We start from the raw sequence: 24,674 nt of genomic DNA, 5'->3' as shown, positions 1-24,674 counted from the left end.
CCCGCCGGACGCAACGTCCGGCGGGGCTTTCTATAGTATTGAAAAACTAGATTCTTATAACAGCACCGTTTCCACAGGCGCGAAGGCGGCTACTTTGCCGCTCATCTCGCGCACAGCGGCGGCAATACCAGCCGCGTCGAAACCGCATTCTTTGTATAGTTCGTCTTGGGAGCCGTGCTCCACTACCCTATCGGGGATGCCGAGGCGACGCACGGGTAGGGAATAGCCGTGGTCGGCCATGAACTCCAGCACCGCCGAGCCAAAGCCGCCGGGTAGGCAGCCATCCTCTACGGTCACGATGGCGCGGTAGCGGCTGAATACATCGTGCAGCATTTCTTCGTCCAGCGGCTTGCAGAAGCGCATGTCGTAGTGGCCCGTGCTGAGCCCCTCGGCAGCCAGCTCCTTGGTGGCGCGCACGGCGTAGTTGCCGATGTGGCCGATGGTCAGGATAGCCACGCCTTCGCCCTCACGCACTACGCGCCCGGTGCCTACCGTCAGCTTTTTCAGCGGGGTGCGCCACTCCGGCATCACACCCTCGCCGCGGGGGTAGCGAATGGTAAACGGCCCCGCGTTTTCGGGCAACTGGGCCGTGTACATCAGGTTCCGCAACTCTTCCTCATTCATAGGGGCAGCTACCACCATGTTTGGGATGGAACGCATGTACGAGAGGTCGTAGGCGCCGTGGTGGGTAGGGCCATCGGCACCAGCAAAACCGGCGCGGTCGAGGCAGAATACCACGTGTAGGTCTTGCAAAGCCACGTCGTGCACTACCTGGTCGTAGGCGCGCTGCATAAACGACGAGTAGATGTTGCAGAACGGCACCAGCCCCTGCGTAGCCAGTCCGGCCGAGAACGTGACGGCGTGCTGCTCGGCAATGCCCACGTCGAAGGCGCGGTCGGGCATGGCCTTCATCATCAGGTTCATCGACGAGCCCGACGGCATGGCGGGCGTCACGCCCATCACTTTGTCGTTTTGCTCGGCCAGCTCCACCAGCGTGTGCCCAAACACATCCTGGTATTTAGGCGGCTGGGGCTTGTCGGGAATTTTCTTGTAGATCTCGCCCGTAATCTTATCGAACAGACCCGGCGCGTGCCACAGCGTCTGGTCTTTTTCGGCCAACGCGTAACCTTTGCCTTTCACCGTCACGCAGTGTAACAGCTTAGGACCCGGAATGCTCTTCAGGTCGCGCATGATGGTGACGAGGTGTTGCACATCGTGTCCATCCACGGGACCGAAGTAGCGGAACTTCAGCGCCTCAAATAGATTGCCTTGCTTCAGCAAAGTAGCCTTCATGGCCTGCTCTACCCGGCGGGCAATCTGCTGCGGATTAGGGCCAAACTTAGAAAGCTTGCCCAGCACGTTCCACAGCTCGTCGCGCACTTTATTATAGGTGCGTGAGGTGGTGATGTCGGTGAGGTATTCTTTGAGCGCGCCCACGTTGGGGTCGATGCTCATGCAGTTGTCGTTGAGCACCACCAGTAGGTTAGACTTTTCTACCCCTGCATGGTTGAGCGCTTCGAAAGCCATACCGGCCGTCATGGCACCATCGCCAATCACGGCAATATGCTGACGGTCGTGCTCGCCTTTGTACTCACTGGCTACGGCCATGCCCAGCGCGGCCCCAATGCTGGTGCTGCTATGCCCTACCCCGAAGGCATCATATACGCTCTCGGTGCGCTTCGGGAAGCCCGACATGCCGTGGTAGCGCCGGTTGGTAGGAAACTGATTGCGGCGGCCGGTTAAGATTTTATGACCATACGCTTGGTGGCCTACATCCCACACCAGCTGATCGTATGGGGTATTGAAAACGTAGTGCAGGGCCACAGTCAGCTCCACCACGCCCAACGAGGCCCCAAAATGACCACCGTAGATGGAAACAGAATCAATAATGAATTGTCGGAGCTCCTGGCTGAGTTGTACAAGCTGCTCGGGACTGAGCTTTTTTAAGTCGTCGGGCGAGTCTATGGCTGCCAGCAGAGTACCAGGTTCAACAATCATCGTAGAGGGAGCAGAATAGGCGAGAAGAAGCGTCGGCGCAACGGCCGGATTTTATAGAATAACCCAACTCGCACGCTGTAACACGTACAACAGTCAAAGGTACGACTTTTCCGAACGGCCGGTTGTACAATACCCGGTCCGGACACTATACCTCTGCTGGCGGCCCAGAATCTTTACTTTTACGTTTTTCCTACCCGCTTCCCTATGCCTACTATCCAAGACTCCCAGGAACAGCAACTGCTTCACAAATTGCGCCCCTCGCGCATCGTGCTGCCGGTACTGTTGGGCCTGAGTGTGGTGGGTTTTATGTTTTGGCGCAGCTACAAGCCCGGCGACCTAGCCCCGCTGGCCGACGCCAAGCTGCACTGGCTTTTTATTACCCTGCTCGTACTCATTGCCCGTGATGCAGGCTACATGTACCGCATCCGGCACATTTCGGAGAAGGTGCTGAGCTGGCGGGCCAGCATGGAGGTGATTATGATCTGGGAGTTTGCTTCCTGCGTCCTACCCTCGGCGGTGGGCGGCACCTCGGTAGCCCCATTTCTGCTTAATAAGGAAGGCATCACGCTGGGCAAGTCCCTGGCCTACGTAATGGTGACGGCCCTGCTGGACAATATGTACTATGTGGTGCTGGTGCCGCTGGTAGTGCTGCTGGCCGGCGAGGGCCTCTATCCTGATGAAACCCTGCACAGCGGCCTTATCACGACTCTGCAAATTGCCTTCGTCCTGAGTTATATCATGGTATCGCTTTACTCGGGGCTGATGCTGTACGCACTGTTTATCAACCCTATATCGGTGCGGCGGTTTCTAGTGCGGTTCTTTTCGTGGCGGATGCTGCGGCGGTGGCGTGGCAACGCCTACCAGCACGGTGCCGAAATGGTGGCAGCCTCGGCCCAACTGCGCGGCAACGGCGCGGGCTACTGGCTGCGCGCTATCATCTCCACCATCTTTGTCTGGACGGCCCGCTACGCTGTTATCGGCTGCATTATTGCGGCCTTCATCCACGTCACGGGCCACGATTTCGCCATGATTTTCGCCCGAAATCTCACCTACAAAGTCATTCTGCTGCTGGCCATTACGCCTGGTGGCTCGGGCATTGCTGAGGGTGCCTTCCCTACCTTCTTCGGCAAGTTCATCGGCACGCCCACTATGACCAACTTCATTGTGCTGATCTATCGCATCACCACGTATTATCTCTACCTAGTGCTTGGCGCCGTTTTCCTCCCGCGGTGGGTAGGGCGGGTGTTTGGCCGGCGGGCAGCAGCCGAGGTTATAGCGTGAGGTTATAGCAGGGCGTAAGAGGAATATCCCTCCAAGCCGTCTGCACGGTGTAGAGACGCAACTATGCGTCTCTACACCCTACCTAGCTACACATCAACCTATAAAAAAAGCGTTCTGCTCGGTGCAGAACGCTTTTTTTGTGAATGCTTTTGCTGAGCTTACTCTTTTTCCAAGTATAGCTCAGCGCCGCTGGTGCCTTTCAGCGTCAGCTTGTTGTCGGTAAGGGTTACTACGTTGAACGTGTTAGATTGCGAGGCACCGTCGGGGGTCATCGTGATGGTCTTGCCAGCCTGATCAAAGTCGTATTTGCCGTTCATCGTCTGTGCGCCCGAAGCCATGTTGTACTGGCCATTGGCGTAGAAGGTCACGCGCTGGTCTTCGTCTGCGTCTGATTGCTTCACTTTGTCGCCGCCCGCATTGGTTTGCTTGTCGGTTTTCCAGGTTTTGCTGTTTTCGCCGTAGAGCATGTTTACGCCTTCTACTTTGCCTTCTTTGTTGCCGCAAGAAGCCACCAGAAAGAGCACCATCAGTGTCAGAAGGCTGGTGATGTAACGCAGGGGAGAGAGTTGAGTCTGCATGAAAAGAGATGTTTGGGAGTGAGAGATGTAGCCCTTGCCAGTTGCAAAGCGCAGACCGGCACCGGCTATAATGGAAGCTGTTGCGGTTCTTACGGTCCCCTTCATAAAGGGTTAAGATATTGCCTCAAAAACCGCACTACTACTACTCGCAGGCACTCCCGACAACTTATTGATAGCGCGGGCGTAAGCATATCAGCTTATCTCCCGGGCCTGCCCTGCGCGGGTCTGCAAGAGCTGTTTTCTCCTCTTCCATTAACACACGCACCATCATGGGACTATTCGATTTCCTCTCCAACGAAGGCGACAAGAAGCCTGTTGCTCCGGCTGCCGGAACTCCTAACGCCGATACCGATTTCTTCGGCAACAGCAAAGCCGACACCACTACTGCCGCTGCTACGGCCGGCGAAACATACACCGTAGTGAGCGGCGACTCGCTCTCTAAAATTGCCAAAAACCACTACGGCGACGCCAGCAAGTGGCACCAAATCTACGACGCCAATAAAAACACCATTGGTAGCAATCCCGATAAAATTGAGGTAGGCCAAGTGCTCCAGCTGCCCAAGCTGTAAGCATATCCTACCCATCTGAAAAGCCGCTTTCTGACTACAGGAAGCGGCTTTTTTCTTTGTAAAGAATTCTACAGAGCAGCAGAGTTGGTGTAGAAACGCGCCTCAAAAAGATTTTTGTCAAAATTTGGATTTCAAAATTCTGCCTTTACATTTGCAACCACCAACTCGGTACTCCCCCAACACGCTGGGGTAGTTTTTTTGAGATTTATACAGAAGTGGCGAGAGAACAGGCTCCCTGACCCACTGGCAACCATCCGCAGCAGCGCGACAGGTGCCAATTCCTGCCCGCTTGGCGTATTGCCGGTGGGAACTATAACCTTGAGTACCACATGTTGCTTTCTTCCGACTTTATCTCTACCTACCCACACGCCCTGGCCGCTTCCTTGCGTCCCGAATGCGCTGTGGGTTCTTCCGTTTCGCGGGCTGCCACTGCAGCACCGGCGCGAATGCGAATGTGTTGGGGTTGTTGGATGTAGCTTTTTCTTGATGCTGCCGTAGCGCGCATCGCTCTTTTCTTGGCCAGCATGCTGCTGGTTGCCCTGCGCACCAGCTGCCCATCTCTTCCGACACGCGCCCTGCCGTGTTCCTGGCCCGGCTCCGACAGCCCCTGGAGTTTCCTACCCTGCTTATCTTTTTCTTCTGACTCGTTTTTTCGTTTTCCATATGTCTACGCAAAACTTCCACTTCGAAACTCTCCAACTCCACGCTGGCCAACAGCCCGACCCTACCACAGGCGCCCGTGCTGTGCCGCTGTACCAGACTACTTCCTACGTGTTCAAAAACGCGGAGCACGGTGCTAACCTGTTTGCGCTGAAGGAGTTCGGCAATATCTACACCCGCCTAATGAACCCTACCACCGACGTGTTTGAGCAGCGCGTGGCGGCTTTGGAAGGCGGTGTAGCAGCCGTGGCAGTAGGATCGGGCCAAGCGGCGCAGTTCATTGCGCTCAACAACATCCTGCAGGCTGGCGACAACTTTGTAAGCACCACTTACCTCTATGGTGGCACCTACAATCAGTTCAAGGTAGCCTTTAAGCGCCTAGGTATTGAAGCGCGTTTTGCTGATGGCGACAAACCCGAGGAGTTTGAGAAGCTGATTGACGACAAAACCAAGGCTATCTACCTGGAAACCATTGGCAACCCCAGCTTCAGCGTTCCAGATTTCGAGAAGATTACGGCTATTGCCCAGAAGCACGACCTGCCTGTGGTGGTAGACAACACCTTCGGGGCGGGCGGCTACCTGTTCCGTCCTCTGGAGCACGGCGCGCACATCGTGGTAGAATCAGCCACGAAGTGGATTGGCGGCCACGGCACCAGCATTGGTGGCGTGATTGTAGACGGCGGCAAGTATGACTTCGGCAACGGTAAGTTTCCGCAGTTCACGGAGCCCTCAGATGGCTACCACGGTCTGGTATTCAACGACGTGTTTGGGGTAGGCGGGCCGTTCGGCAACATTGCCTTCGCTATTCGGGCACGGGTAGAAGGCCTGCGCGACTTTGGTCCGGCCATCAGTCCCTTCAACTCCTGGCAGCTGCTGATTGGTCTGGAAACCCTGAGCCTGCGCGTAGACCGCACCGTAGAAAACACCCTGAAAATTGCGAACTGGCTGGAGCAGCACCCACAGGTAGAGTCGGTGAATTACCCTGGTCTGCAAAGCAGCCCCTACTACCCACTGGCGCAAAAATACCTGCCCAAAGGCGCGGGCGGCGTGCTCACCTTCAGCATTAAGGGCTCCAAGGAAACAGCCACTCAGTTTATCGACAACTTGAAGCTGATAAGCCACTTGGCCAACGTAGGTGACGCCAAAACGCTCATCATTCAGCCTTCGGCCACTACGCACCAGCAGCTGTCGGAAGAAGAGCAACTGGCCGCGGGCGTAACGCCTACCTCCCTGCGCCTGTCGGTGGGCATCGAGCATTTCGAGGATATCAAAGGCGACCTGCAACAAGCCTTCGACGCAGTGAAAAACCTGGCTACCCCCGACGAGTCGGAGGAGGCGCTGCAGAAGCCTGAGAAGGAGCACGTGCAGCCGCTAGAGGTCTAGAGATTAATCCAGGCTGTCATGCTGAGCTTGTCGAAGCATCTCTACTAAATATATTTCAACGAAGCGGTAGAGATGCTTCGACAAGCTCAGTATGACAGCCAAGAGGCTTTGACAATCTAATTGGTCCGGTGCCGGCTGGGTTTTGTTTTTGGGGTGGGACTTTTAAACGTGACCCCGGCACCGGCTCCAATTTGAGGTACATCCTATACGCAGGAAGTGCGTACCAGTCGCAATGAGGCGGCTGGTACCACTGCCTGCTTTTCGCGTTTTATGGAGGATTCAACCCACCTTTTTTTATCACCCGGGCCTTTTTCATTAGAAAGTGGCGCCTCCCTACCCCAGGTACAGGTATCTTATTGCACGTATGGCACGCTGAATGCCACTGGCACCAATGTAGTGTGGGTGTGCCACGCCCTCACGGCCAACGCCGACGTGCTGACGTGGTGGCCTGGTTTGTTTGGCGCGGGCTTTTACTACGACCCGGCCGATTGGTTTATCGTGTGCGCCAATGTGCTGGGCTCCTGCTACGGCTCCACGGGGCCACTCACCCCGTCCGTGCCGGGTGCGCCAGCACCCTTCCAAGCGTTTCCCCTCCTTACTATTCGTGACCAGGTAGCAGCTCACGACTTGCTTCGGCAGCACTTGGGCATCCGGCAAATTCATACGCTGATTGGTGGTTCGCTGGGCGGGCACCAAGCGCTGGAGTGGGCCGTGCAGCAGCCCGCTTTGTTTGAGCATTTGGTGGTGCTGGCTACCAGCGCCCGGCATTCGCCCTGGGGAATTGCCTTCAATGAAGCGCAGCGCATGGCTATCCTGGCCGATCCTACCTACCATGCGGGCGCCCCCGAGGGCGGCCAAGCTGGTTTGCAGGCGGCCCGGGCCATGGCGCTGCTCAGCTACCGCACCTACGCCGCCTACGGCCACACCCAGCAGGAGGAAACCGACGACAAGCTCACCGATTTCCGCGCTAGTGCTTACCAACGCTACCAAGGCCAGAAACTCTCCGCCCGCTTCGATGCCTACTCTTACGTAACCTTGTCGCGGGCGATGGACTCGCACAACCTAGGCCGAGGCCGGGGAGGTACCGCTGCTGCACTGGCCTGTATTAGGGCGCATACGCTGGTGCTCGGCATTTCCTCGGATGTGTTGTTTCCGCCTAGCGAGCAGCAGTTCCTAGCGCAGCACATTCCGGGCGCTACGTATGCCGAAATGGTTTCGCGCTACGGGCACGATGGTTTCTTGATAGAGGTAGAGCAGATTGCACATCACCTGGCGCAGTTTTATGCCTCCGCGCTGGCCTAGGCTACTCTATATCAGTAGCGAATTTTGTTGAGTAGGTTTGCGCTCAACTACCTCCTACCCTATGCCTACCCTCCCTCCTGCCCTACACCCCGGCGACCGAGTAGCCATTGTGTGCACTGCTCGCAAAGCCTCGCACGAAGAACTAGCCGCCGCCGTAGAAACCCTCACTACCTGGGGGCTGGAGGTAGTATTGGGCGCCTCGACTAACGTGGCACAGCACCAGTTTGGCGGCTCCGATGAAGTGCGGCGGCAGGACCTGCAAGAGATGCTGGACCGCCCCGATATCCGCGCCATTTTGGTGGCGCGGGGCGGCTACGGCACCACCCGCATCCTTGACCAAGTAGACTTTTCCAACTTTGCCACTCATCCCAAATGGGTAGCCGGCTTCAGCGACATCACGGCCCTAAATTGCCATTTGCTGGCGCTAGGCCACGCGAGCATTCACGGCGTGATGCCGCTGCTGTTTCACCAACCGGGTGGCGAGGCATCGTTGGAAAGCTTACGGCGCACGCTGTTTGGGGAGCCGGTTTCGTACGCTGTGCCTGCGCACCCGTTCAACCGCCTAGGTACTGCCGAAGGCGAGCTGGTAGGCGGCAACCTTAGCATGCTCCAGACCATTGCTGGCACCGCTTCCGATGTTTCTACGGCTGGCCGCATCTTGTTTCTGGAAGACGTAGAGGAATACCTCTACAGCATCGACCGGATGCTGGTGCACCTCGACCGCACCGGCAAGCTGCGTAATCTGACGGGGCTGGTGGTCGGCCATTTCTCAGCCCCCCAGGATAACACGGTACCTTTCGGGCAAACGCCCGAAGAAATCATTGCGACTTACGCCAGCAAATACGATTTTCCGGTGGCGTACGGCTTTCCCGTTGGTCACGAGCCCGAAAATATGGCACTGGTAGTAGGGCGCCGGGCAAGGTTAGTCGTCGAGGCGAACGGAGTACAGTTGCTATACCTGTAAACTGCGAGAGAACCTACACCTCATGCACCCACTGCGCACCTACATCCACCGGTTTGTATCACTCACGGATGCAGAATGGGCGCCTTTGGCCGCTTCACTTAGTCAGCGCCACTTGCCGCGTCGTCAATCCTTCGTTGTGCAGGGGCAGCCGTCGTCGGATGTGGCCTTGGTGCTCACAGGCACCTGCCGGCTTTTTTACACTCGACCTGATGGCGAGGAACGTACTACGTATTTCTTTTTCGAGAACCACCTGATGGCTTCTTATCTGAGTTGCCTTACTGGTCAGGTTAGCCCGTTTGGTATTGAGGCGCTAGTCCCCACAGAAATAGCAGTTCTTCCCTACGCCGTACTGCGTGACCTGTATGACCAGTACCCGGTGTATGAGCGATTTGGGCGGCTTATGGCTGAGTATCACCTCCTAGGCACCGATGCCCGCTTGGCGGAACAGCTTCTACTCAGCGCTGAGCAACGATATGTAGAATTGCTTAGCAGCCATAAAACCAAGATTCTGGAACGGATTCCGCAGCAGTACATTGCCTCTTACCTGGGGGTTACGCCCGTGACGCTGAGCCGCATCCGGGCACGGCTCCAGGCTGGAGATGAACGAATTTCTTAGCGTTTGTTAACGATTTCAGGCAAGCCGAAGTCTGACCTTTGGGATGTTCACTGTAAACAACTCATCCCATGAAAAAGCTGCTGAAACTAGAGGAACTAGCCGAGCTATTGGCTGCTACGCTCATATTTGCTCACCTACCCTACGCGTGGTGGTGGCTACCAGCGCTGTTCTTGGTGCCCGACCTGAGCATGCTGGGCTATTTGGCTGGTCCGCGCGCGGGCGCTTTCGCGTATAATCTACTGCATCACAAAGCCTTGGCAATAACCATTAGCTTGGCAGGCTGGCTACTGGGTCAGCCGTTGTGGCTGCTAGCGGGTAGTGTCCTGCTGTTTCATTCTGCCTTTGATCGGCTGCTGGGCTACGGCCTGAAATATTCTTCCGGTTTTAAAGATACGCACCTGGAAAACCTCGGCCAGAGGGTCTCTGCAGCCGCCTAAAAGCAATAAGCGCCTCAGCCTACCCGGCTGAGGCGCTTACCTCGACAGACGCTTGTAAAGCGCCCCTACTCTCCGTAAATCGTGGTCAGCACCGTTTGGCCCACGGCTTTCAGCGTGCGCTTGTCGATGATGCTCATGTTATCCTGAGTGGTGTGATGGTAGGCGGGGAAGTATGCGTCGCCCACAGGTAGGTGGTCGATAATGTCGATGGTGCGTACGCCGGCCTGGTTGGTATATACGTGGTCGTCGTCGATGCCAGGGGCGCTCTGAAACAGGAAATAGTCGGAATAGCCGAGGTTGGAGGCCATGTTCCACACTTTATCCACTACATCCTTAGCGCTTTGCACCGACAGCTCCTCCCGGCTGAACTTAGCGTTCTGAGCGCCTACCATATCCAGCAAAATACCGTAGCTGGGGTTGTAGTTGGCCGGCACCTTGTTTTTGGCCCAGTACTGCGAGCCCAAGCACCAGCTGTCGGTACCATCAGTGATGCGGTTCTTCAGCTCACTCTGCGTGGATTCGTCGTAGCCATAGTCTTCGGCGTCGAACAAGATGAAATCAACCCCCACGTTGGGCGCCAGGCTATCGGGCTGGATGCTGAGCAAGCGGGCCATTTCTAGGGCAATGCCTACGCCACTGGCGCCATCGCTGGCCCCGTCGAGCGGGGCGTTCTTTTTCTCTTTGTCTTTATCAGCAAAGGGGCGCGTATCCCAGTGCGCGAATATCGCCACGCGCCGCCCGGCTTGCGGGTTGAACTGGGCAATGATGTTACGGCTACGCAGCATTTTGCCATCAAAGGCCATGGCCTCAAACGGCTGCTCGCGCACGCTCAACCCAAAGCCTTTAAACTTATCCACAATCCAGTTGCCAGTAGCTACGTGAGCTTTGGAGTTGGGCACACGTGGCCCAAACGCTACCTGCTTGGCTGTGTAGGCATAGGCCGAGTCGGCGTTGAACGCAGGCGCTTTGGGTAGGGCAGGCGTTTCGGGCGCGGTAGCAGTGTTTTCGGCCTGGTTGTCTTTCTTACAACCCGCTACGAACAGCAGCAACGCCAGCGCGGGGACCAGCCAGGAGAATTTTGAAGTCATCTTATTGAAATAAACAGCGCGCTGAAAACGTCATTCCTCGACAAGCTCGGAACGACAGTCAAACGAAATGAATTTCTACACGAACACGTTCGGTGTCAACGACACCATTATTCTTCGCTGTACGCCCAATCAACGCCCGCTTTTGTGTCTTTCACCACGATACCCTGCGCTTTGAGTGCAGCCCGAATTTCGTCCACTTTTGCGTAGTCTTTGGCAGCTTTGGCTTCCTGGTAGAAGTGCAGCGTGAGGTGCAGCAGTTGCTCGGCGTCGGCGCGGGGCTCGTCGGCCAGGCCCAGAATGTCAGTCACCAACGCACGGTAGGCGGCGGTAGTTTCCAGTAGCGCGGCCTCGCTCACGTTGGCGAGGGTAGCCAGGTTGGCGCCGTAGCCGTTCAGCTTGCGTAGCACATTAAATAGACTTGCCACGCAGCGGGCCGTGTTCAGGTCGTCGTTGAGGCCTACAAAGCAGTCCTGTGTCATCTTGCGCAGCTCGGAGTCGGCTTTTTCGGTGTCGGCGGCGCGCTCGGTGCCTTCGGGTAGGGCCAGCTTGTCGAGCAGGCGCAGGCCGTTCATAAGCTTGCGGTAGCCTTTGCGGGCGGCCTGTAGGCCTTCCTCCGTCACATCCACGGGCGAGCGGTAGTGGGCTTGCAGCAGGAAAAAGCGCACCACCATGGGCGAGTATACCTGCCCCAAGGCCTCGGTGGTACCCGCAAACAAATCGGTAAGGGTGATGAAGTTGCCCGTCGACTTGCTCATCTTCGTGCCGTTCACCGTAATCATGTTGTTGTGCATCCACACCTGCGACTCGTCGGTGTGCGAGTGACTGGCCTGGCTCTGCGCGATTTCGCACTCGTGGTGCGGAAACATCAGGTCCAACCCACCGCCGTGGATGTCGAACTCCCTACCCAAGTACTTACGGCTCATAGCCGAGCACTCCAGGTGCCAGCCAGGGAAGCCTTCGCCCCAAGGCGAAGGCCAGCGCATGATATGCTCAGGCGAAGCGTTTTTCCAGAGCGCAAAATCCAGCGGGGAGCGTTTTTCGCTCTGGCCTGCCAAGTTGTCGCGGGTGCCGGCTAGCAGTTCGTCTATGTTTCGGTTGGAAAGCTTGCCGTAGTTGTGGTTCTCGTTATAGGTAGGCACGTCGAAATACACCGAGCCGTTCACCTCGTAGGCAAACCCGTTGGCAATGATTTCCTCAATCATCGTGATTTGCTCGGTGATGTGGCCAGAGGCGCGGGGCTCTATGTCGGGGGGCAGGTTGCCGAGCTGCGCCATGTGGTGGTGGTAGCGGTGGGCGTAGGTTTCGGCCACCTGCATGGGCTCTAGTTGCTGGGCGCGGGCTTTTTTGGCCAGCTTGTCTTCGCCCTCGTCGGCGTCGCTTTCGAGGTGCCCCACGTCAGTGATGTTGCGCACGTAGCGCACAGTGTAGCCGAGGTAGCGCAGGTAGCGCGTCAGTACATCAAACACCACCGGGCCACGGGCATTGCCCAAGTGTGCCTCACTGTACACGGTAGGACCGCATAGGTACACGCCCACAAACGGCGCGTGTAGGGGTTCGAACGGGGCCTTGCGGCGCGTGAGAGTATTGTAGAGGGAAAGCGGATGCTCCATGAGGGCAAAGGTAAATCGCAGATGTTGCTGATTCAGCGGATTACGCTGATTTTGTATGCGGCGGCCAGCCAGGCAATCGGCGAGTAAGAATTGCTAACTGTTTAGACTCCATTTCGTTTTTTGGTGTCCCGTATTTTCTTGCTTTTTGACGCAACTAAGTACATAAACAAGTTTACGTAGTATAAAAAGCAAGCTCGACAGTATATAAAGTTCATTAATCAGTACATAACCCTACTCAGATGGTGCTGGCGCGTGCAACCGGTAGCGAGCCGTGAGGGGGAAGTGGTCAGAATAGGGCACCTCGCGATGCACCTGTACATCATCAATAGTCCACTCGGAACTCACAAACTGGTTGTCGATGCGCACGAAGGGTAGGCGGCCGTTGTAGGTAGCCCCTACCCCATTGCCGATGCTTGCCCAAGCATTCTGGTAGCGGTCGGCCAGTTGGTCGTAGCTGTAGCTGTAGGGAAGGTCGTTGAGGTCGGCGCAGAGCAGCAGGGGGTAAGGGCTGCGCTCGAAGCGGTGCACGAGCGAGTCGATCTGCACGCTACGCGACACCATGCCGCGCCGGAACCGCGCCAGCAGCCCCCGGCTTTTCCGCTCAAAACCAGCCTTGCTGGAGTAGCTATCCACAATGTCGCGCTCCTCCATGCTCATGCTTTGCAGGTGAAAGTTGAACACCCGCACCGTGTCGCCGGAGGGTAGGCGCACGTCGGCAAACATGGCGTGGTTTTGCGTGAGCTTGCCGAAGGAAACTGTACCCCGATGTACAATCGGGAAGCGTGAAAAAATGGCCAGGCCAAACTCGCCCCCAATGCCGTTGGTCAGCGTCTTGGATACAAACACCTCCCTAGCCTGCTCCGGCCCGATGCGCCGCACAGCATTGAACACGTCGCCATCCTGGGTGGCTTTGGGCTCGTTGTAAAATTCTTGCAGACAAATAATATCGGCCGGGTTGGTGGCAATCCACTCAATCAGCTTGCGGGAGGAATTCAGGCCGCCGTCGCGCAGCTGCGGGTACACGTTGAAAATGCGCACATTGGCGCTCAGCACGCCCACCGACTGCCCCGGCGCGCTAGTAGGCGGCACCACGTGCAGCGGGTGCAGGGCTAGGCCGCGCTGAAAGTGCGGCCACGTGAGCACCGCCACCAGCAGCGGCAGCACCGCCACCCGCCAGCTACGCAGCAGCCAGTAAAGTAGGGCACCTACATTGAAGCCCAACGCTACTGGTAAGGTGAGGGCGCCAAACGCCGCGGGCCAGAAGGTGCGGGCTGGCACCTGCACGCAGGCAATGGCCGCCAGCACCCACAGGATGATGAGCAGGGTAGACTTAAAAGCGAAGGAACGACGCACAGGCACTACGGCGCGGCACAGGCCACGAAAATCGGCGGAAAAGCAGGCCGGCGCCGGCAGCGCAGGTCTATTAGCAAAGGTAGGAGTTCGAGGCAGATTGGCTATAGCTGCGGCATTTCGCCTTGCTTATCTAACGATTTTTGGAGGGTAGAAAACAGTTTTTTGTCCGTACATTACCTGCGTTTTTGCCCCTATCTGCCTATGCTTATTTCTACGCTACGCACTACCCTGTGCACCCTTTTTATTGGTTTGATTCCCAGCGCCCTACCAGCTTTAGCTTCGGCCACGCCAGATGCACGCACACTGGAGTTTGTGGAAAACCGCGGGCAGTGGAACGACCAAGCCGCTTTTGCGGCCGAGCTACCGGCCGGACGGCTGTTTCTGAGCCCTACCCGCTTCACCTACGCCTTTGTAGACCCCGCCGCCCTGCGCGCCCACCACGACCACGTAGCCGGGCAGGTGACTGACCAGGTACGCGCTCATGCCTATACCGTGGAGTTTGTGGGGGCCAATCCCGATGCCGTGCTGACTGGCGAAGAACCCACCGCTGGGCAGCGCAACTACTTCCTAGGCAACCAGGAGGAACGCTGGGCCAGTGCCGCGCACGGCTACCATACAGTGCGCTACGAGAAGCTGTACCCCGGCATTGGCATGCGGCTATATGAAAACACCCGTCAACTACTGGAATACGACTTCACGGTGCAGCCCGGCGCCCAAGCCGAGCAAATCAGTCTGCGCTACGACGGAGCCCAACTGCGCCTCGACCACGGCAACTTGATAATTACGACTAGCGTGGGCCACGTGACGGAGCAGGCGCCGCAGGCCTGGCAGGAGCGCAACGGCCGGCGCGTGGCCGTGCCGGTAGCCTTTGTGCTGACGGGCAATACGCTCACGTTTCGGCTGGGCAAGTACGACCACCACCTGCCGCTCATTATCGATCCTACCCTGGAGTTTTCATCGTTTACCGGCTCCACGGCCGACAACTGGGGTTTCACGGCCACCTACGATGCGCAGGGCAACATGTACTCGGGCGGTACTGTCTTCGCCCTGGGCTTTCCGGTATCGCGCGGGGCGTATAGCACCACCTGGAGCGGCAACACCGACATTGGCATCATCAAATACAACACCAGCGCGAGCGGCACCGCTGCCCGGCTATACGCTACGTATATAGGAGGTAGCGGGGCCGAGGTACCGCAGAGCCTGGTGGTAAACCCGCAGGGCGAGCTGGTGATACTGGGCTCTACTAGCTCTGGCAACTTCCCGACCAGCGCCGGTGCCTACGACCGCACCTACAACGGCGGCACTACCTTCACCCCCGATCCGGGCCTAGACTACCCCGGCGGCTCCGACATTATCATCAGTAAGCTTAGCGCCAATGGTAGTGAGCTGTTGGCCTCTACCTACCTAGGCAGCTCCGCCAACGACGGCATTTTGGAGCGCACCGCCGATGGCCTGGTGCAAAACTACGGCGACCAGTTCCGGGGCGACATCACCACCGATGCTGAGGGCAATGTGTACCTGGCTTCTTCTACCACTGGCACCAACTTTCCGGCCACGGGCTTTCAACAGCGCATGGGGGGCGGTATTTCCGATGCCGTCATCTGCAAGTTTTCAACTGATCTGCGCACGTTGGTGTGGAGCACTTATCTGGGCGGCGCTGGCACCGATGCGGCCTACTCTATTCAAGTAGATAAGGCACACGCCGTTTTTGTCTGCGGCGGCACGGCCAGCAGCGCCCTACCTGGCACCACGGGCAGCTACCTCCCCACCCGCCAGGGTGGTATCGATGGATTTGCAGCCCGCATCAGCCCCAATGGAATTACCCTGGAGCGCCTCACCTACCTGGGCACCAGTTCTACCGACCAAGCGTATTTTCTACAGCTCGATGGCGATGAGAACGTGTATGTGCTGGGCCAAACGCGCGGCCGACTAACGGCTACTGCGGGCGTATATAGTGTACCGAACGGGCACCAGTTTGTGCAGAAGCTCAACCACGACCTCACCCGCAGCGAGTACGTCAGCACCTTCGGCTCAGGCGCGGCTGATCCCAATATTTCGCCCACGGCCTTTCTGGTGGACGAGTGCGAGCGAATTTACATCAGCGGTTGGGGCGGTAACACTAACTACAGCGGCAACACCAACGGCCTGCCCACAACGGCCAATGCCCTACAAAAAGACACCGATGGCTCCGACTTCTACCTGGCCCAGTTCACGCCGGGCATGGCGCGGCTGGAGTATGCTACTTTTTTCGGGGGCACAGGCCGCTTCGGGGAGCACGTAGATGGGGGCACTTCGCGCTTCGATAAGCGAGGAGTGGTATACCAAGCCGTATGCGGTGGTTGTGGGGGCAGTTCCAGCTTTCCAGTTCCGCCTGGCGCCAGCACGTACTCCAGCACCAACCGCAGTAGCAACTGCAACAATGCCGCGTTCAAGATTGACTTCCTGCCGGTGCGCTCCAACCCTGGCCCGGTGCGCTACGTGTGCGCCAGCGCTGCCCCTATGACGCTAGGCGGCACGCCGGCTGGCGGCACCTGGAGCGGGCCCGGCGTGACGCGCACTGCTTCGGGCTCTTACCAGTTCTCACCGGCCAACCTAAGCGCGGGCTCCTACTTGCTCACTTACGCGGCCCCTGTCATCGGCACTTGCGTAAGCCGCACCACCGTACGCTACGTGGTAACGGGCACGGTGCCTGTCGCGCTAACGGCCATGCCCACTATGTGCGTCAGCAGCACGGCTGCCCTACCCCTTGCGGCCAACGTAGCCGGGGGTACCTGGAGCGGCCCCGGCGTTGCCAATAACAGCTTCATACCCAGTCGGGCCGGTGCGGGCACGCATACCCTCACCTACTCTCTTTCCGACACAGTGAGTTGCACGGTGTCCACCATGGCTGTCACCGTGCAGCCACTCCCTACTATTACCACCAACCCGGCAATTACGCTCTGCGCCGATCAGCTGCAAGCGTTTCAGCTGCCGGCAGCTTCCCCAGCTGGAGGCACCTGGAGCGGCACCGGCGTGTCGTCGAGCGGCATGTTTACGCCACCCGATACCCAGGGCAAAGGTGCTAACATCACGCTCACCTACCGCTACACTACCCCCGATGGCTGCGCAAATACCGGTGCCCAACAGGTGGTACTGACTCCCCTTTCCGCCTCCAATGTGGCCCTAAGTGTACCCGAATGCACCGCTGCACCCCAGTATGCGGGCTTGGCACCATTCACGGTACAATTTGAGCCGGTGCTGCCTGGCGGCAGCTATGAGTGGGACTTTGGCGACAATACGAAATCTACTGACCCCAGCCCCAGCCACGAGTATACTAAAGGCGGCAGCTACCGCGTGAAGCTGACTGCCCGCTACGCCAACTGCGTAGTGGTAACGCAATTTGCGCCGGTGGAAGTGGGCGACGTGTTTGTACCTAATATTTTCACTCCCAACGACGACAACGTAAACGAAGCCTTTGTGCCTCGCTTCAGTTGCCAGCCGGCTGCATTAACAATGTTCAACCGTTGGGGCACCAAAGTGTACGAAACCGAGACGTACCGCAACGACTGGCACGCCGACAACCTACCCGATGGAGTATACTATTACCACCTACGCGATACGGCCGGACGCACAGCCAAAGGGTGGGTAGAAGTCAGGCGCTGAGTATGCTGCCAGACGAATAGCCTTGCGTATCTCTGATACTTCTATCACTTTCCGTCTACCGCTATACTACTCCGGTAGTATCGCTTTATGCCACTCCCTATCGCAGAAGCTTTACTACTCACTAAGGCTGGCAGATGACTATGTTGTTAGAGGGTAGGCCAAAATACATAGGTGAATCCACACAACGGAGAGTTGCACAACATGAACTAAGTAGCCTTTACATAGTGTTAAGCTATTATAGTACTGCTACCCCTTCGGTATCATATCTTAGTGAGTGAGCTTTAGGTTGCGAATTGCGTTCTTATTTCGTACCTTTGCCCCACTTATTAGCTAGTTGTAGAGAGGGGACGTGCAGTCCCCTCTTTCTTTTACCTCCTGTTTTTGCTGCCTATGAAGTTTGACCGTGACCGTATCGCCGAGCTGTTGCAAGCGAGCCTGCCTGACGACGCCAACCTTTTCGTGGTGGACCTGACGGTTTCGGATGCCATTCGGCCTAAAGTCACCGTTACGCTGGATGGCGAACAAGGGGTAGGAATTGAGGAATGCGCGCAGGTGAGCCGCCGGCTGGCCCGCCGCATCGAAGAGGCATACGGCGAGGAAGCCAGCTACACCCTGGAAGTTACCTCGCCCGGCGCTGATCAGCCTCTTACCGACCCGCGCCAGTACACCCGACACGTGGGCCGCTCCCTGGCTCTGAAGCTCACCGATGGCACCGAGAAAACCGGTGTGTTGGAAGAAACCACCCCCGATGGCATTCAGCTGGCGGAGGTAGTGAAAGAAAAGAATAAAAAGAAAACCCTACCCGCTGCCCATATTCCGTTTGCGGACATTGCGGAAGCCAAAGTGGTTATTTCGTTTAAGTAACATTCCATTTAGCTGTTGGCTGATAGCGCATAGCTATTAGTTTAATTCTAAAGTATTCATCTTTTAGCGACGGTTGCTGGCCTTTTTGAAAAGCCAACAACCAGTAGCTACAAGCTAAAAGCTACACAAAATGAACAGCAACGTCCTGATCGAATCGTTTGCCGAGTTTGCCCGATCCAAGAACATCGACCGCCCTACGATGATGAGCATCTTGGAGGACGTGTTTCGTACCATGATCCGCAAGAAGTATACGACCGACGAGAACTTCGACGTCATCATCAATGTGGACCAGGGCGACTTGGAAATCTGGCGCAACCGCGAAATCGTGGACGACAACTCCGAGGATATTTGGGATTTCGATAAGATTCCGCTCTCGGAAGCGCGTAAGATTGAGGCTGACTTTGAGGTAGGCGAGGAAGTAGCCGAGGACGTGAAGCTGGAAGATTTCGGCCGCCGCGCCGTACTAATGGCCCGCCAGACGCTGATTCAGCGTGTGAAAGACCTGGAGCGTGACAACCTCTACCAGCAGTACAAAGACATGGTCGGCGAAATCATCACCGGCGAAGTCTACCAGGTGTGGAGCCGTGAGGCCCTGATCCTAGACAAGGAAGAAAACGAACTGGTGCTGCCTAAGGCGGAGCAGATCCCAAAAGACCGCTACCGCAAGGGCGACCCCATCCGGGCCGTGGTGCACCGCGTGGATGTGCTGAACGGCACGCCCAAGATCATCCTGTCGCGCGCCGCGCCGGCCTTCCTGGAGCGCTTGTTTGAGCTGGAAGTACCCGAGATTTACGATGGTCTTATTACCATCAAAAATATTGTGCGCGAGCCGGGCGAGCGGGCCAAGGTAGCCGTAGAAAGCTACGACGACCGCATCGACCCGGTAGGTGCCTGCGTGGGCATGAAAGGTTCGCGTATCCACGCTGTGGTGCGGGAGCTGGAAAACGAGAATATCGACGTTATCAACTACACCGACAACCTGGAGCTATACATCGCCCGGGCCTTGTCGCCAGCCAAGTTGACTTCGATGAAGATAAACGAACAAACTGGTCGGGTTTCGGTGTTCTTGAAGCCGGACCAAGTGAGCCTAGCCATTGGCCGGGGCGGCGCCAACATTAAACTGGCTTCGCGGCTGGTGGGCATGGAAATCGACGTGTTCCGCGATGCGGGTGACTTCGAAGAAGATATTGCCCTCGACGAGTTCCGCGACGAGATTGAGGACTGGATCCTCGATGAATTCAAGAAAATCGGGCTCGATACCGGCCGCGCCGTATTAGCGGTCAGCAAAGAGGATATCGTGCGGCGCACGGAGCTGGAGGAAGAAACGGTACAAGACGTTTTCCGCATCATCCGCCAGGAATTTGAGGCCGACGAAGAGCAAACAGAACCAACCATTTCCGACGACGCGCAATGAGGGCGCGGCGGCCGGTACGGCAAAGACGTTAAATCGTGCCAGGGGCGCGAGTTAGCGTCGGCTGACAAGATTTAATATAGTAACTTTGCAACTGGATAAGAGTATCGTTCGCGAGCATAGAATGGCGGAAGCAGCAACCAAACGGCTGAATCAGGCGGCCAAAGACCTGAACGTCGGAATTTCCACAATCGTGGACTTTCTGTCGGAAAAGGGCATTGATATCGATAACAAACCGACCACGAAATTGACGGCCGAGCAAGTCAACATGCTCAACAAGGCCTTCGAGTCGTCGGTGCAGGATAAAATCGAGGCAGCCAAGCTCAGCCAGGCCAAGCGCCAGACTGAGATGGAAACTGCCCAGCCCAAACCCGAGCCGGCTCCGGCTCCTAAGGCCACCGAGCAACCGGCTGCGCCCAAACCCGCCGAGCAGCCCGCTCCCGTAGCAGCCGCACCGGCGGCGGCTACGCCATCGGCCCCCGCTCCCCCTGCCCAGCCCGAAGCACCCCGCGTGCCCGGGCTGAAGGTGTTGGGTAAAATTGAGTTGGATGCCAAGGGCCGCCCTGTGCCGCCCCGGCCTGCTACACCTGCCCCAGCCGCTGCTGCACCAACGCCGGCCCCGGCTCCCAAGCCTGCTGCACCAGCACCTGCGCCAGCACAACCCACTCCAGAGAAAGCACCGGCCGCTCCGCAGCCAGCGCCAGTTCCGGTAGCAGCTGTGCCTACTCCGGCTCCCGCCCCGACGGCGCCAGCACCGGCACCAGCAGCAATTACGCCAACACGTCCAGCTACTCCTCCTGCTACCCCAGTTGCAACTCCAACCCCGGTAGCAGCAGCCCCGGCTACGCCAGCAGCTCCAGCTCCCCCCGCTCCTGCTGCTCCGACAAAAGCCCCAGAAACGCCTCCGGCAGCTCCTACAGCTCCAGCCGAAGAGGACTCAACTATTGTAGCAAAGGCTGATCAGCTAAAGGGTCTCACAGTACTCGGCAAAATTGAACTGCCAGTCGACTCGTCGCGGCGCGGTGGCCGGCGGCCTGTGGCCTCCTCAGATGTGCGCAAAAGCGGCATTGGCGCGGACAAGAAGAAGCGTCAGCGTATTCCTACCCCCGGCGGTGGCACTATAGGGCAGAACCAGCCCGGCCAGCAAGGTCAACAAGGAGGCGGAGGTAATCGTACCGGCGGTGGTCGTCCCGATCAGCAGCGTGGCAACAACCGTCCTGGTCAGGGCAACCGCAACCAGCCTGCTCGTCCGGCTGTAGCTAATACGCCTGAGCAGAATGATAAGCAGATCCAGGAGCAGATTAAAGCAACGCTGGCGAAGCTTAGCGGTAACAGCAACAATAACAGCCGTGGCAACCGCGCCAAATACCGTCGCGACAAGCGGGCTGGTGTAGCCGAAGCCAACGAGCTGCAGCGTCAGCAGAACGAGTTAGACTCGAAGACGCTGAAAGTGACTGAGTTTATCTCGGCTAATGACCTTGCCTCGTTGATGGACGCGTCTGTTAACGACGTCATCAAGGTGTGCTTAAGCATGGGTATGTTCGTATCCATCAACCAGCGCCTCGATGCGGAAGCCATTACCGTTATTGCTGACGAGTTCGGTTATGACGTGGAATTCCTGTCGGCGGAGGAAGAGGAAACCGAGATGGAGATTGTGGACGATCCGGAAGATCTGCGCGACCGGGCTCCTATCGTTACCATCATGGGTCACGTCGACCACGGTAAGACCTCGTTGCTTGACTATATCCGCGATGCGAGTGTAGCCAAGGGCGAGGCCGGCGGTATCACGCAGCACATTGGTGCTTATGAGGTGAAAACGCAATCGGGCAAGCCGGTTACCTTCCTGGATACGCCAGGTCACGAAGCCTTTACGGCCATGCGTGCCCGTGGTGCTAAGGTTACAGACATTGCCATCATTGTGGTGGCCGCCGACGACTCGGTGATGCCGCAAACGAAGGAAGCTATCAACCACGCGCAAGCTGCAGGTGTGCCCATCGTTATTGCGCTCAACAAGATTGACAAACCCGGCGCCAATCCCGACAAAGTGCGGGAAGAGCTGTCTGGTATCAACATCTTGGTAGAAGAATGGGGTGGTAAGTACCAGTCGCAGGAGGTATCGGCCAAAACTGGCGTTGGTATCGACGATCTGCTGGAGAAAGTACTGCTCGAAGCCGAATTGCTGGAACTGAAAGCCAATCCCGACCGCAACGCTGTGGGTACGGTTATCGAAGCTTCGCTTGATAAAGGCCGGGGTTACGTAACTACCGTGCTGGTGCAAACCGGTACGCTGCAGGTAGGCGACATTGTGCTGGCTGGTCCGCACTACGGCCGCGTGAAGGCTATGACCGACCACCGCGGCAAGAAGATGAAGAAAGCTGGCCCGGCTACTCCGGTGCAGGTGCTTGGTCTGACGGGCGCCCCGCAGGCTGGCGACAAAATTGTGGTGATGGATACGGAGCGCGACGCCCGTGAATTGGCTACGCAGCGTCAGCAGCTGGCCCGCGAGCAGAGCATGCGTACCAAGAAGCACATCACGCTGGATGAGATTGGTCGTCGTTTGGCTATCGGTTCGTTTAAAGAGCTAAACGTGATTGTGAAAGGTGACGTGGACGGCTCGGTAGAAGCACTGGCCGACTCCCTGCTGAAGCTCAGCACGCCGGAGGTAGCCGTGAATATTCTGAACAAAGGGGTAGGCGCCATCTCCGAATCGGACGTGTTGCTGGCTTCGGCCTCTGATGCCATCATCATTGGTTTCCAAGTTCGGCCTTCGCAGAGCGCCCGCCGCTTGGCCGAGCAGGAGCAGATCGATATCCGTCTGTACTCCATCATCTACAATGCTATCAACGAGGTGAAGGATGCCATGGAAGGCATGCTGGCCCCAACGGTGCAAGAGGTCACGGTAGCTACGCTGGAAGTACGTCAGGTGTTCAATATTACCAAAGTAGGTACTATTGCTGGCTGTATGGTAACGGAGGGCTCTGTCACGCGCAACACCCGCGTGCGGGTGGTGCGCGATGGTATTGTATTGTATACCGGCGACGTGCAGGCCCTGAAACGCTTCAAAGACGACGTCTCGGAAGTGCGCCAAGGCTACGAGTGCGGTATTAGCATCAAGGGCTTCAATGATTTGCAAGAAAGCGACATCATCGAAGGCTTCGAGGAAAAGGAAATCAAGCGGACGCTGTAAGCAGCCACTGGTATTGCCGGCAATTGCAACACGCCCCTGGCTCTAGACTAGAGCCAGGGGCGTGTTGCGTTCAGCTTTTACAAAATGCCCTTCCCCTACCCTTGGTTGTAGGCCATTGCTATCTGCTACCTATCTTTTGTGTACGTAATCCTTCATCAACAAAAAGCCCCTACCACTATGCGTGGTAAGGGCTTCTAGGTAAGGCAGCTAATATCCGGGCTTAAAAGAACAGGAAGCCCTTCTTATACTTGTGTTTGTGCTTGAGTGGCTTGCCTTTGGGGTCGATGCCGGGGGCGGCGTGAGTCTGCCCACGCTTCTGGCGCAACGAGCCTACATTTTTGGCCTTGAACTTCTTAACAGTGAATCCACCATTGCGCGAGTCATATTGCCGGGCCGAGTTGCTACCACGACTGAAGCTGGTGTTGGACCCCATACCAGAGCGCGCCTCCAGAATTTCCATCTGCTTATCACGCTTGGCCTCATCAGAGTTCATGCTCATACGTCGCTGCATACGAGCAATATCCTCGTCCGAAGCCTTCTTCTTACCACTGCGGCGAGTGGCAGGCTCGTCGCTCACCACCGATTTACGGGTAGCTAACGTGGCCTGGGCAACGGCTTGCTGAGCCAAGATCGTAAAAAGCAACAAGCTCAGGCAGAGACAGAAATGCTTCATGCAGCAGTGTATTAATAAGACTGTAGGCGGCAAGCAACTAAGATACCGTTTTTTGCTTGGTACGACAACGGTTGCCCTACCCATTTAGTTCAGCCCTAAAACTTGTAAGTCAGGCCGATACCTAATGTTTCTTTGAATTGAATACGACGTCCTTTTTCGCCCGAGGTACCGTCGCCAATGGGCACAAGGATATCATCGTCGTACATCAGAATAGTGGCTACGTTGGCGCTGATAAACTTGTTGACTTTGCAATCAACCAAGTTGGTCCAATACACATCAACGTTTTGCGGTTTGTGAAAATAGTTGCTGAACAGTTCCAACCGGGTCTGGTATGAAACATTGGGTAGGATGGTCTTTGTCAATCGGGCATTCATATAGCCCCCTGCCTCGGCTCTGAATAGCTTACCAGTGCCTCGCACTAGGCGTCCGTCTGCGTCACGCCGGGCACCTTGCACCCCGAACGCGCCGTAATCGGCCAGCCGCTGACTATTCACTACCGTGAATTTGCCTGTAGCGGGCGACAACAAAACGGAAAACCAATCAGTTGGCTTATACTCCCAGCCCGCCGACGCTAGAATGTATGCGGGCGCAAAGAACCGGGACGTCAGCGAATCCCGAATTTCAGTGGATTTAGTGGGGGTAAGTTGGGTCTTAATATTAATCTGCGAGGCATACGACCACTTTTCGGAATACTGTCTGGCGTACCGGATGTTCATTTCCAGCCGGTCGTCGTTTTTGCGAATCTTGGTTGGGCCAGCCTTCAGCAGACCATATACCAAGTCGACTGCCGCGGCAAACGTGTGCTTTTCGCCCCGAAAGTGCGCGTATACGTTGCCAATGCCCAGCAGTGATAAGGAGCTTTGTCCTCCGGCTGCCCAGTTGTTGAGGCTTACTTGGCTGAAGTTGAGGGAGCCAGTGCCGCCGCGCCGCCAGCCGCGGGTGGTATCAATGTCGGTGGCGAGCTTATAAGGGTCGAGGGCAATACGACGGGGCATCGTCTGTGCTTGGCCGCTGGCTGGCCACAGCAGCAAGATACCCCACCAAAAAAACACAGCTAA

The 24,674-nt window shown here is 57.0% G+C and carries 18 protein-coding genes and 1 riboswitch; of the genes, 11 read left to right on the top strand and 7 right to left on the bottom strand.

Annotated elements, in window-relative coordinates; genetic code table 11:
• Positions 1-54: 54 nt before the first annotated feature.
• Positions 55-1,998: a 1-deoxy-D-xylulose-5-phosphate synthase gene (gene dxs / locus MUN82_RS20255; RefSeq protein WP_245093367.1), complete on the bottom strand. Its 1,944-nt coding sequence runs from the start codon at positions 1,996-1,998 to the stop codon at positions 55-57.
• A 204-nt stretch (positions 1,999-2,202) separates the two neighbouring features.
• Here dxs and MUN82_RS20250 point away from each other — a divergent pair, with 204 nt between their 5' ends.
• Positions 2,203-3,279, top strand: a complete 1,077-nt coding sequence (locus MUN82_RS20250) for a lysylphosphatidylglycerol synthase transmembrane domain-containing protein (protein WP_245093365.1) — start codon at positions 2,203-2,205, stop codon at positions 3,277-3,279.
• 158 nt (positions 3,280-3,437) lie between these two features.
• Here MUN82_RS20250 and MUN82_RS20245 read toward each other — a convergent pair whose 3' ends face one another.
• Positions 3,438-3,857, bottom strand: a complete 420-nt coding sequence (locus MUN82_RS20245) for a lipocalin family protein (RefSeq protein WP_245093363.1) — start codon at positions 3,855-3,857, stop codon at positions 3,438-3,440.
• Between the two features lie 269 nt (positions 3,858-4,126).
• On the opposite strand from MUN82_RS20245, the gene MUN82_RS20240 reads away from it, so the two are divergent.
• From MUN82_RS20240 to MUN82_RS20215, 6 genes are all read left to right on the top strand, one after another.
• Positions 4,127-4,426: a LysM peptidoglycan-binding domain-containing protein gene (locus MUN82_RS20240; protein WP_245093361.1), complete on the top strand. Its 300-nt coding sequence runs from the start codon at positions 4,127-4,129 to the stop codon at positions 4,424-4,426.
• A 202-nt stretch (positions 4,427-4,628) separates the two neighbouring features.
• A riboswitch (SAM riboswitch) is annotated at positions 4,629-4,745 on the top strand.
• 344 nt (positions 4,746-5,089) lie between these two features.
• Entirely contained in the window at positions 5,090-6,469 is a 1,380-nt protein-coding gene (locus MUN82_RS20235; RefSeq protein ID WP_245093359.1) for an O-acetylhomoserine aminocarboxypropyltransferase/cysteine synthase family protein, read from the top strand.
• Between the two features lie 270 nt (positions 6,470-6,739).
• Entirely contained in the window at positions 6,740-7,771 is a 1,032-nt protein-coding gene (locus MUN82_RS20230) for a homoserine O-acetyltransferase family protein (RefSeq protein WP_245093357.1), read from the top strand.
• Positions 7,772-7,832: 61 nt separating this feature from the next.
• On the top strand, positions 7,833-8,735 hold the full coding sequence (locus tag MUN82_RS20225) for a S66 peptidase family protein (protein WP_245093355.1): 903 nt from the start codon (positions 7,833-7,835) through the stop codon (positions 8,733-8,735).
• Positions 8,736-8,757: 22 nt separating this feature from the next.
• On the top strand, positions 8,758-9,351 hold the full coding sequence (locus tag MUN82_RS20220) for a Crp/Fnr family transcriptional regulator (protein ID WP_245093353.1): 594 nt from the start codon (positions 8,758-8,760) through the stop codon (positions 9,349-9,351).
• Positions 9,352-9,419: 68 nt separating this feature from the next.
• Entirely contained in the window at positions 9,420-9,788 is a 369-nt protein-coding gene (locus tag MUN82_RS20215) for a DUF4260 domain-containing protein (protein ID WP_245093351.1), read from the top strand.
• Between the two features lie 65 nt (positions 9,789-9,853).
• On the opposite strand, the gene MUN82_RS20210 is transcribed toward MUN82_RS20215, so the two are convergent.
• The 3 genes from MUN82_RS20210 to MUN82_RS20200 form a co-directional block, all read right to left on the bottom strand.
• Positions 9,854-10,876, bottom strand: a complete 1,023-nt coding sequence (locus MUN82_RS20210; protein ID WP_245093349.1) for a M28 family peptidase — start codon at positions 10,874-10,876, stop codon at positions 9,854-9,856.
• A 107-nt stretch (positions 10,877-10,983) separates the two neighbouring features.
• Positions 10,984-12,486 carry a cysteine--tRNA ligase gene (cysS, locus tag MUN82_RS20205; protein WP_245093347.1) on the bottom strand — a complete coding sequence of 501 codons (1,503 nt, stop codon included), beginning with the start codon at positions 12,484-12,486 and terminating at the stop codon, positions 10,984-10,986.
• Positions 12,487-12,717: 231 nt separating this feature from the next.
• The gene (locus MUN82_RS20200) at positions 12,718-13,839 is read right to left on the bottom strand and encodes an endonuclease/exonuclease/phosphatase family protein (protein WP_245093345.1); all 1,122 of its coding nucleotides are present in this window, start codon (positions 13,837-13,839) and stop codon (positions 12,718-12,720) included.
• Positions 13,840-14,040: 201 nt separating this feature from the next.
• Between MUN82_RS20200 and MUN82_RS20195 the strand changes: the two genes are divergently transcribed.
• From MUN82_RS20195 to infB, 4 genes are all read left to right on the top strand, one after another.
• A complete protein-coding gene (locus MUN82_RS20195) occupies positions 14,041-17,481 on the top strand; it encodes a DUF7948 domain-containing protein (RefSeq protein ID WP_245093343.1) in 3,441 nt (1,146 codons plus the stop codon).
• Between the two features lie 390 nt (positions 17,482-17,871).
• Complete coding sequence (gene rimP, locus MUN82_RS20190; protein WP_245093341.1) at positions 17,872-18,345, top strand: ribosome maturation factor RimP; 474 nt, start codon at positions 17,872-17,874, stop codon at positions 18,343-18,345.
• 130 nt (positions 18,346-18,475) lie between these two features.
• Complete coding sequence (nusA, locus tag MUN82_RS20185) at positions 18,476-19,759, top strand: transcription termination factor NusA (protein WP_245093339.1); 1,284 nt, start codon at positions 18,476-18,478, stop codon at positions 19,757-19,759.
• A gap of 121 nt (positions 19,760-19,880) precedes the next feature.
• Positions 19,881-22,943 carry a translation initiation factor IF-2 gene (gene infB, locus MUN82_RS20180; protein ID WP_245093337.1) on the top strand — a complete coding sequence of 1,021 codons (3,063 nt, stop codon included), beginning with the start codon at positions 19,881-19,883 and terminating at the stop codon, positions 22,941-22,943.
• Between the two features lie 220 nt (positions 22,944-23,163).
• On the opposite strand, the gene MUN82_RS20175 is transcribed toward infB, so the two are convergent.
• Together MUN82_RS20175 and MUN82_RS20170 are read right to left on the bottom strand one after the other, a co-directional pair.
• Positions 23,164-23,616: a hypothetical protein gene (locus MUN82_RS20175; protein ID WP_245093335.1), complete on the bottom strand. Its 453-nt coding sequence runs from the start codon at positions 23,614-23,616 to the stop codon at positions 23,164-23,166.
• Positions 23,617-23,711: 95 nt separating this feature from the next.
• Complete coding sequence (locus MUN82_RS20170) at positions 23,712-24,668, bottom strand: DUF3078 domain-containing protein (protein ID WP_245093333.1); 957 nt, start codon at positions 24,666-24,668, stop codon at positions 23,712-23,714.
• Positions 24,669-24,674 lie beyond the last annotated feature (6 nt).

The sequence above is a fragment of the Hymenobacter aerilatus genome (assembly GCF_022921095.1).
GTDB lineage: Bacteria > Bacteroidota > Bacteroidia > Cytophagales > Hymenobacteraceae > Hymenobacter > Hymenobacter aerilatus.
Note: the sequence above shows the minus strand (reverse complement) of the source record. Positions and strands in the feature narration are given on the sequence as shown.

Excerpts from the sequence above, each read along its gene's own strand:
- dxs (WP_245093367.1), bottom strand. The coding sequence starts at position 1,998 with ATGATTGTTGAACCTGGTACTCTGCTGGCAGCCATAGACTCGCCCGAC.
- MUN82_RS20250 (WP_245093365.1), top strand. The coding sequence starts at position 2,203 with ATGCCTACTATCCAAGACTCCCAGGAACAGCAACTGCTTCACAAATTG.
- MUN82_RS20245 (WP_245093363.1), bottom strand. The coding sequence starts at position 3,857 with ATGCAGACTCAACTCTCTCCCCTGCGTTACATCACCAGCCTTCTGACA.
- MUN82_RS20240 (WP_245093361.1), top strand. The coding sequence starts at position 4,127 with ATGGGACTATTCGATTTCCTCTCCAACGAAGGCGACAAGAAGCCTGTT.
- MUN82_RS20235 (WP_245093359.1), top strand. The coding sequence starts at position 5,090 with ATGTCTACGCAAAACTTCCACTTCGAAACTCTCCAACTCCACGCTGGC.
- MUN82_RS20230 (WP_245093357.1), top strand. The coding sequence starts at position 6,740 with ATGGAGGATTCAACCCACCTTTTTTTATCACCCGGGCCTTTTTCATTA.
- MUN82_RS20225 (WP_245093355.1), top strand. The coding sequence starts at position 7,833 with ATGCCTACCCTCCCTCCTGCCCTACACCCCGGCGACCGAGTAGCCATT.
- MUN82_RS20220 (WP_245093353.1), top strand. The coding sequence starts at position 8,758 with ATGCACCCACTGCGCACCTACATCCACCGGTTTGTATCACTCACGGAT.
- MUN82_RS20215 (WP_245093351.1), top strand. The coding sequence starts at position 9,420 with ATGAAAAAGCTGCTGAAACTAGAGGAACTAGCCGAGCTATTGGCTGCT.
- MUN82_RS20210 (WP_245093349.1), bottom strand. The coding sequence starts at position 10,876 with ATGACTTCAAAATTCTCCTGGCTGGTCCCCGCGCTGGCGTTGCTGCTG.
- cysS (WP_245093347.1), bottom strand. The coding sequence starts at position 12,486 with ATGGAGCATCCGCTTTCCCTCTACAATACTCTCACGCGCCGCAAGGCC.
- MUN82_RS20195 (WP_245093343.1), top strand. The coding sequence starts at position 14,041 with ATGCTTATTTCTACGCTACGCACTACCCTGTGCACCCTTTTTATTGGT.
- rimP (WP_245093341.1), top strand. The coding sequence starts at position 17,872 with ATGAAGTTTGACCGTGACCGTATCGCCGAGCTGTTGCAAGCGAGCCTG.
- nusA (WP_245093339.1), top strand. The coding sequence starts at position 18,476 with ATGAACAGCAACGTCCTGATCGAATCGTTTGCCGAGTTTGCCCGATCC.
- infB (WP_245093337.1), top strand. The coding sequence starts at position 19,881 with ATGGCGGAAGCAGCAACCAAACGGCTGAATCAGGCGGCCAAAGACCTG.
- MUN82_RS20175 (WP_245093335.1), bottom strand. The coding sequence starts at position 23,616 with ATGAAGCATTTCTGTCTCTGCCTGAGCTTGTTGCTTTTTACGATCTTG.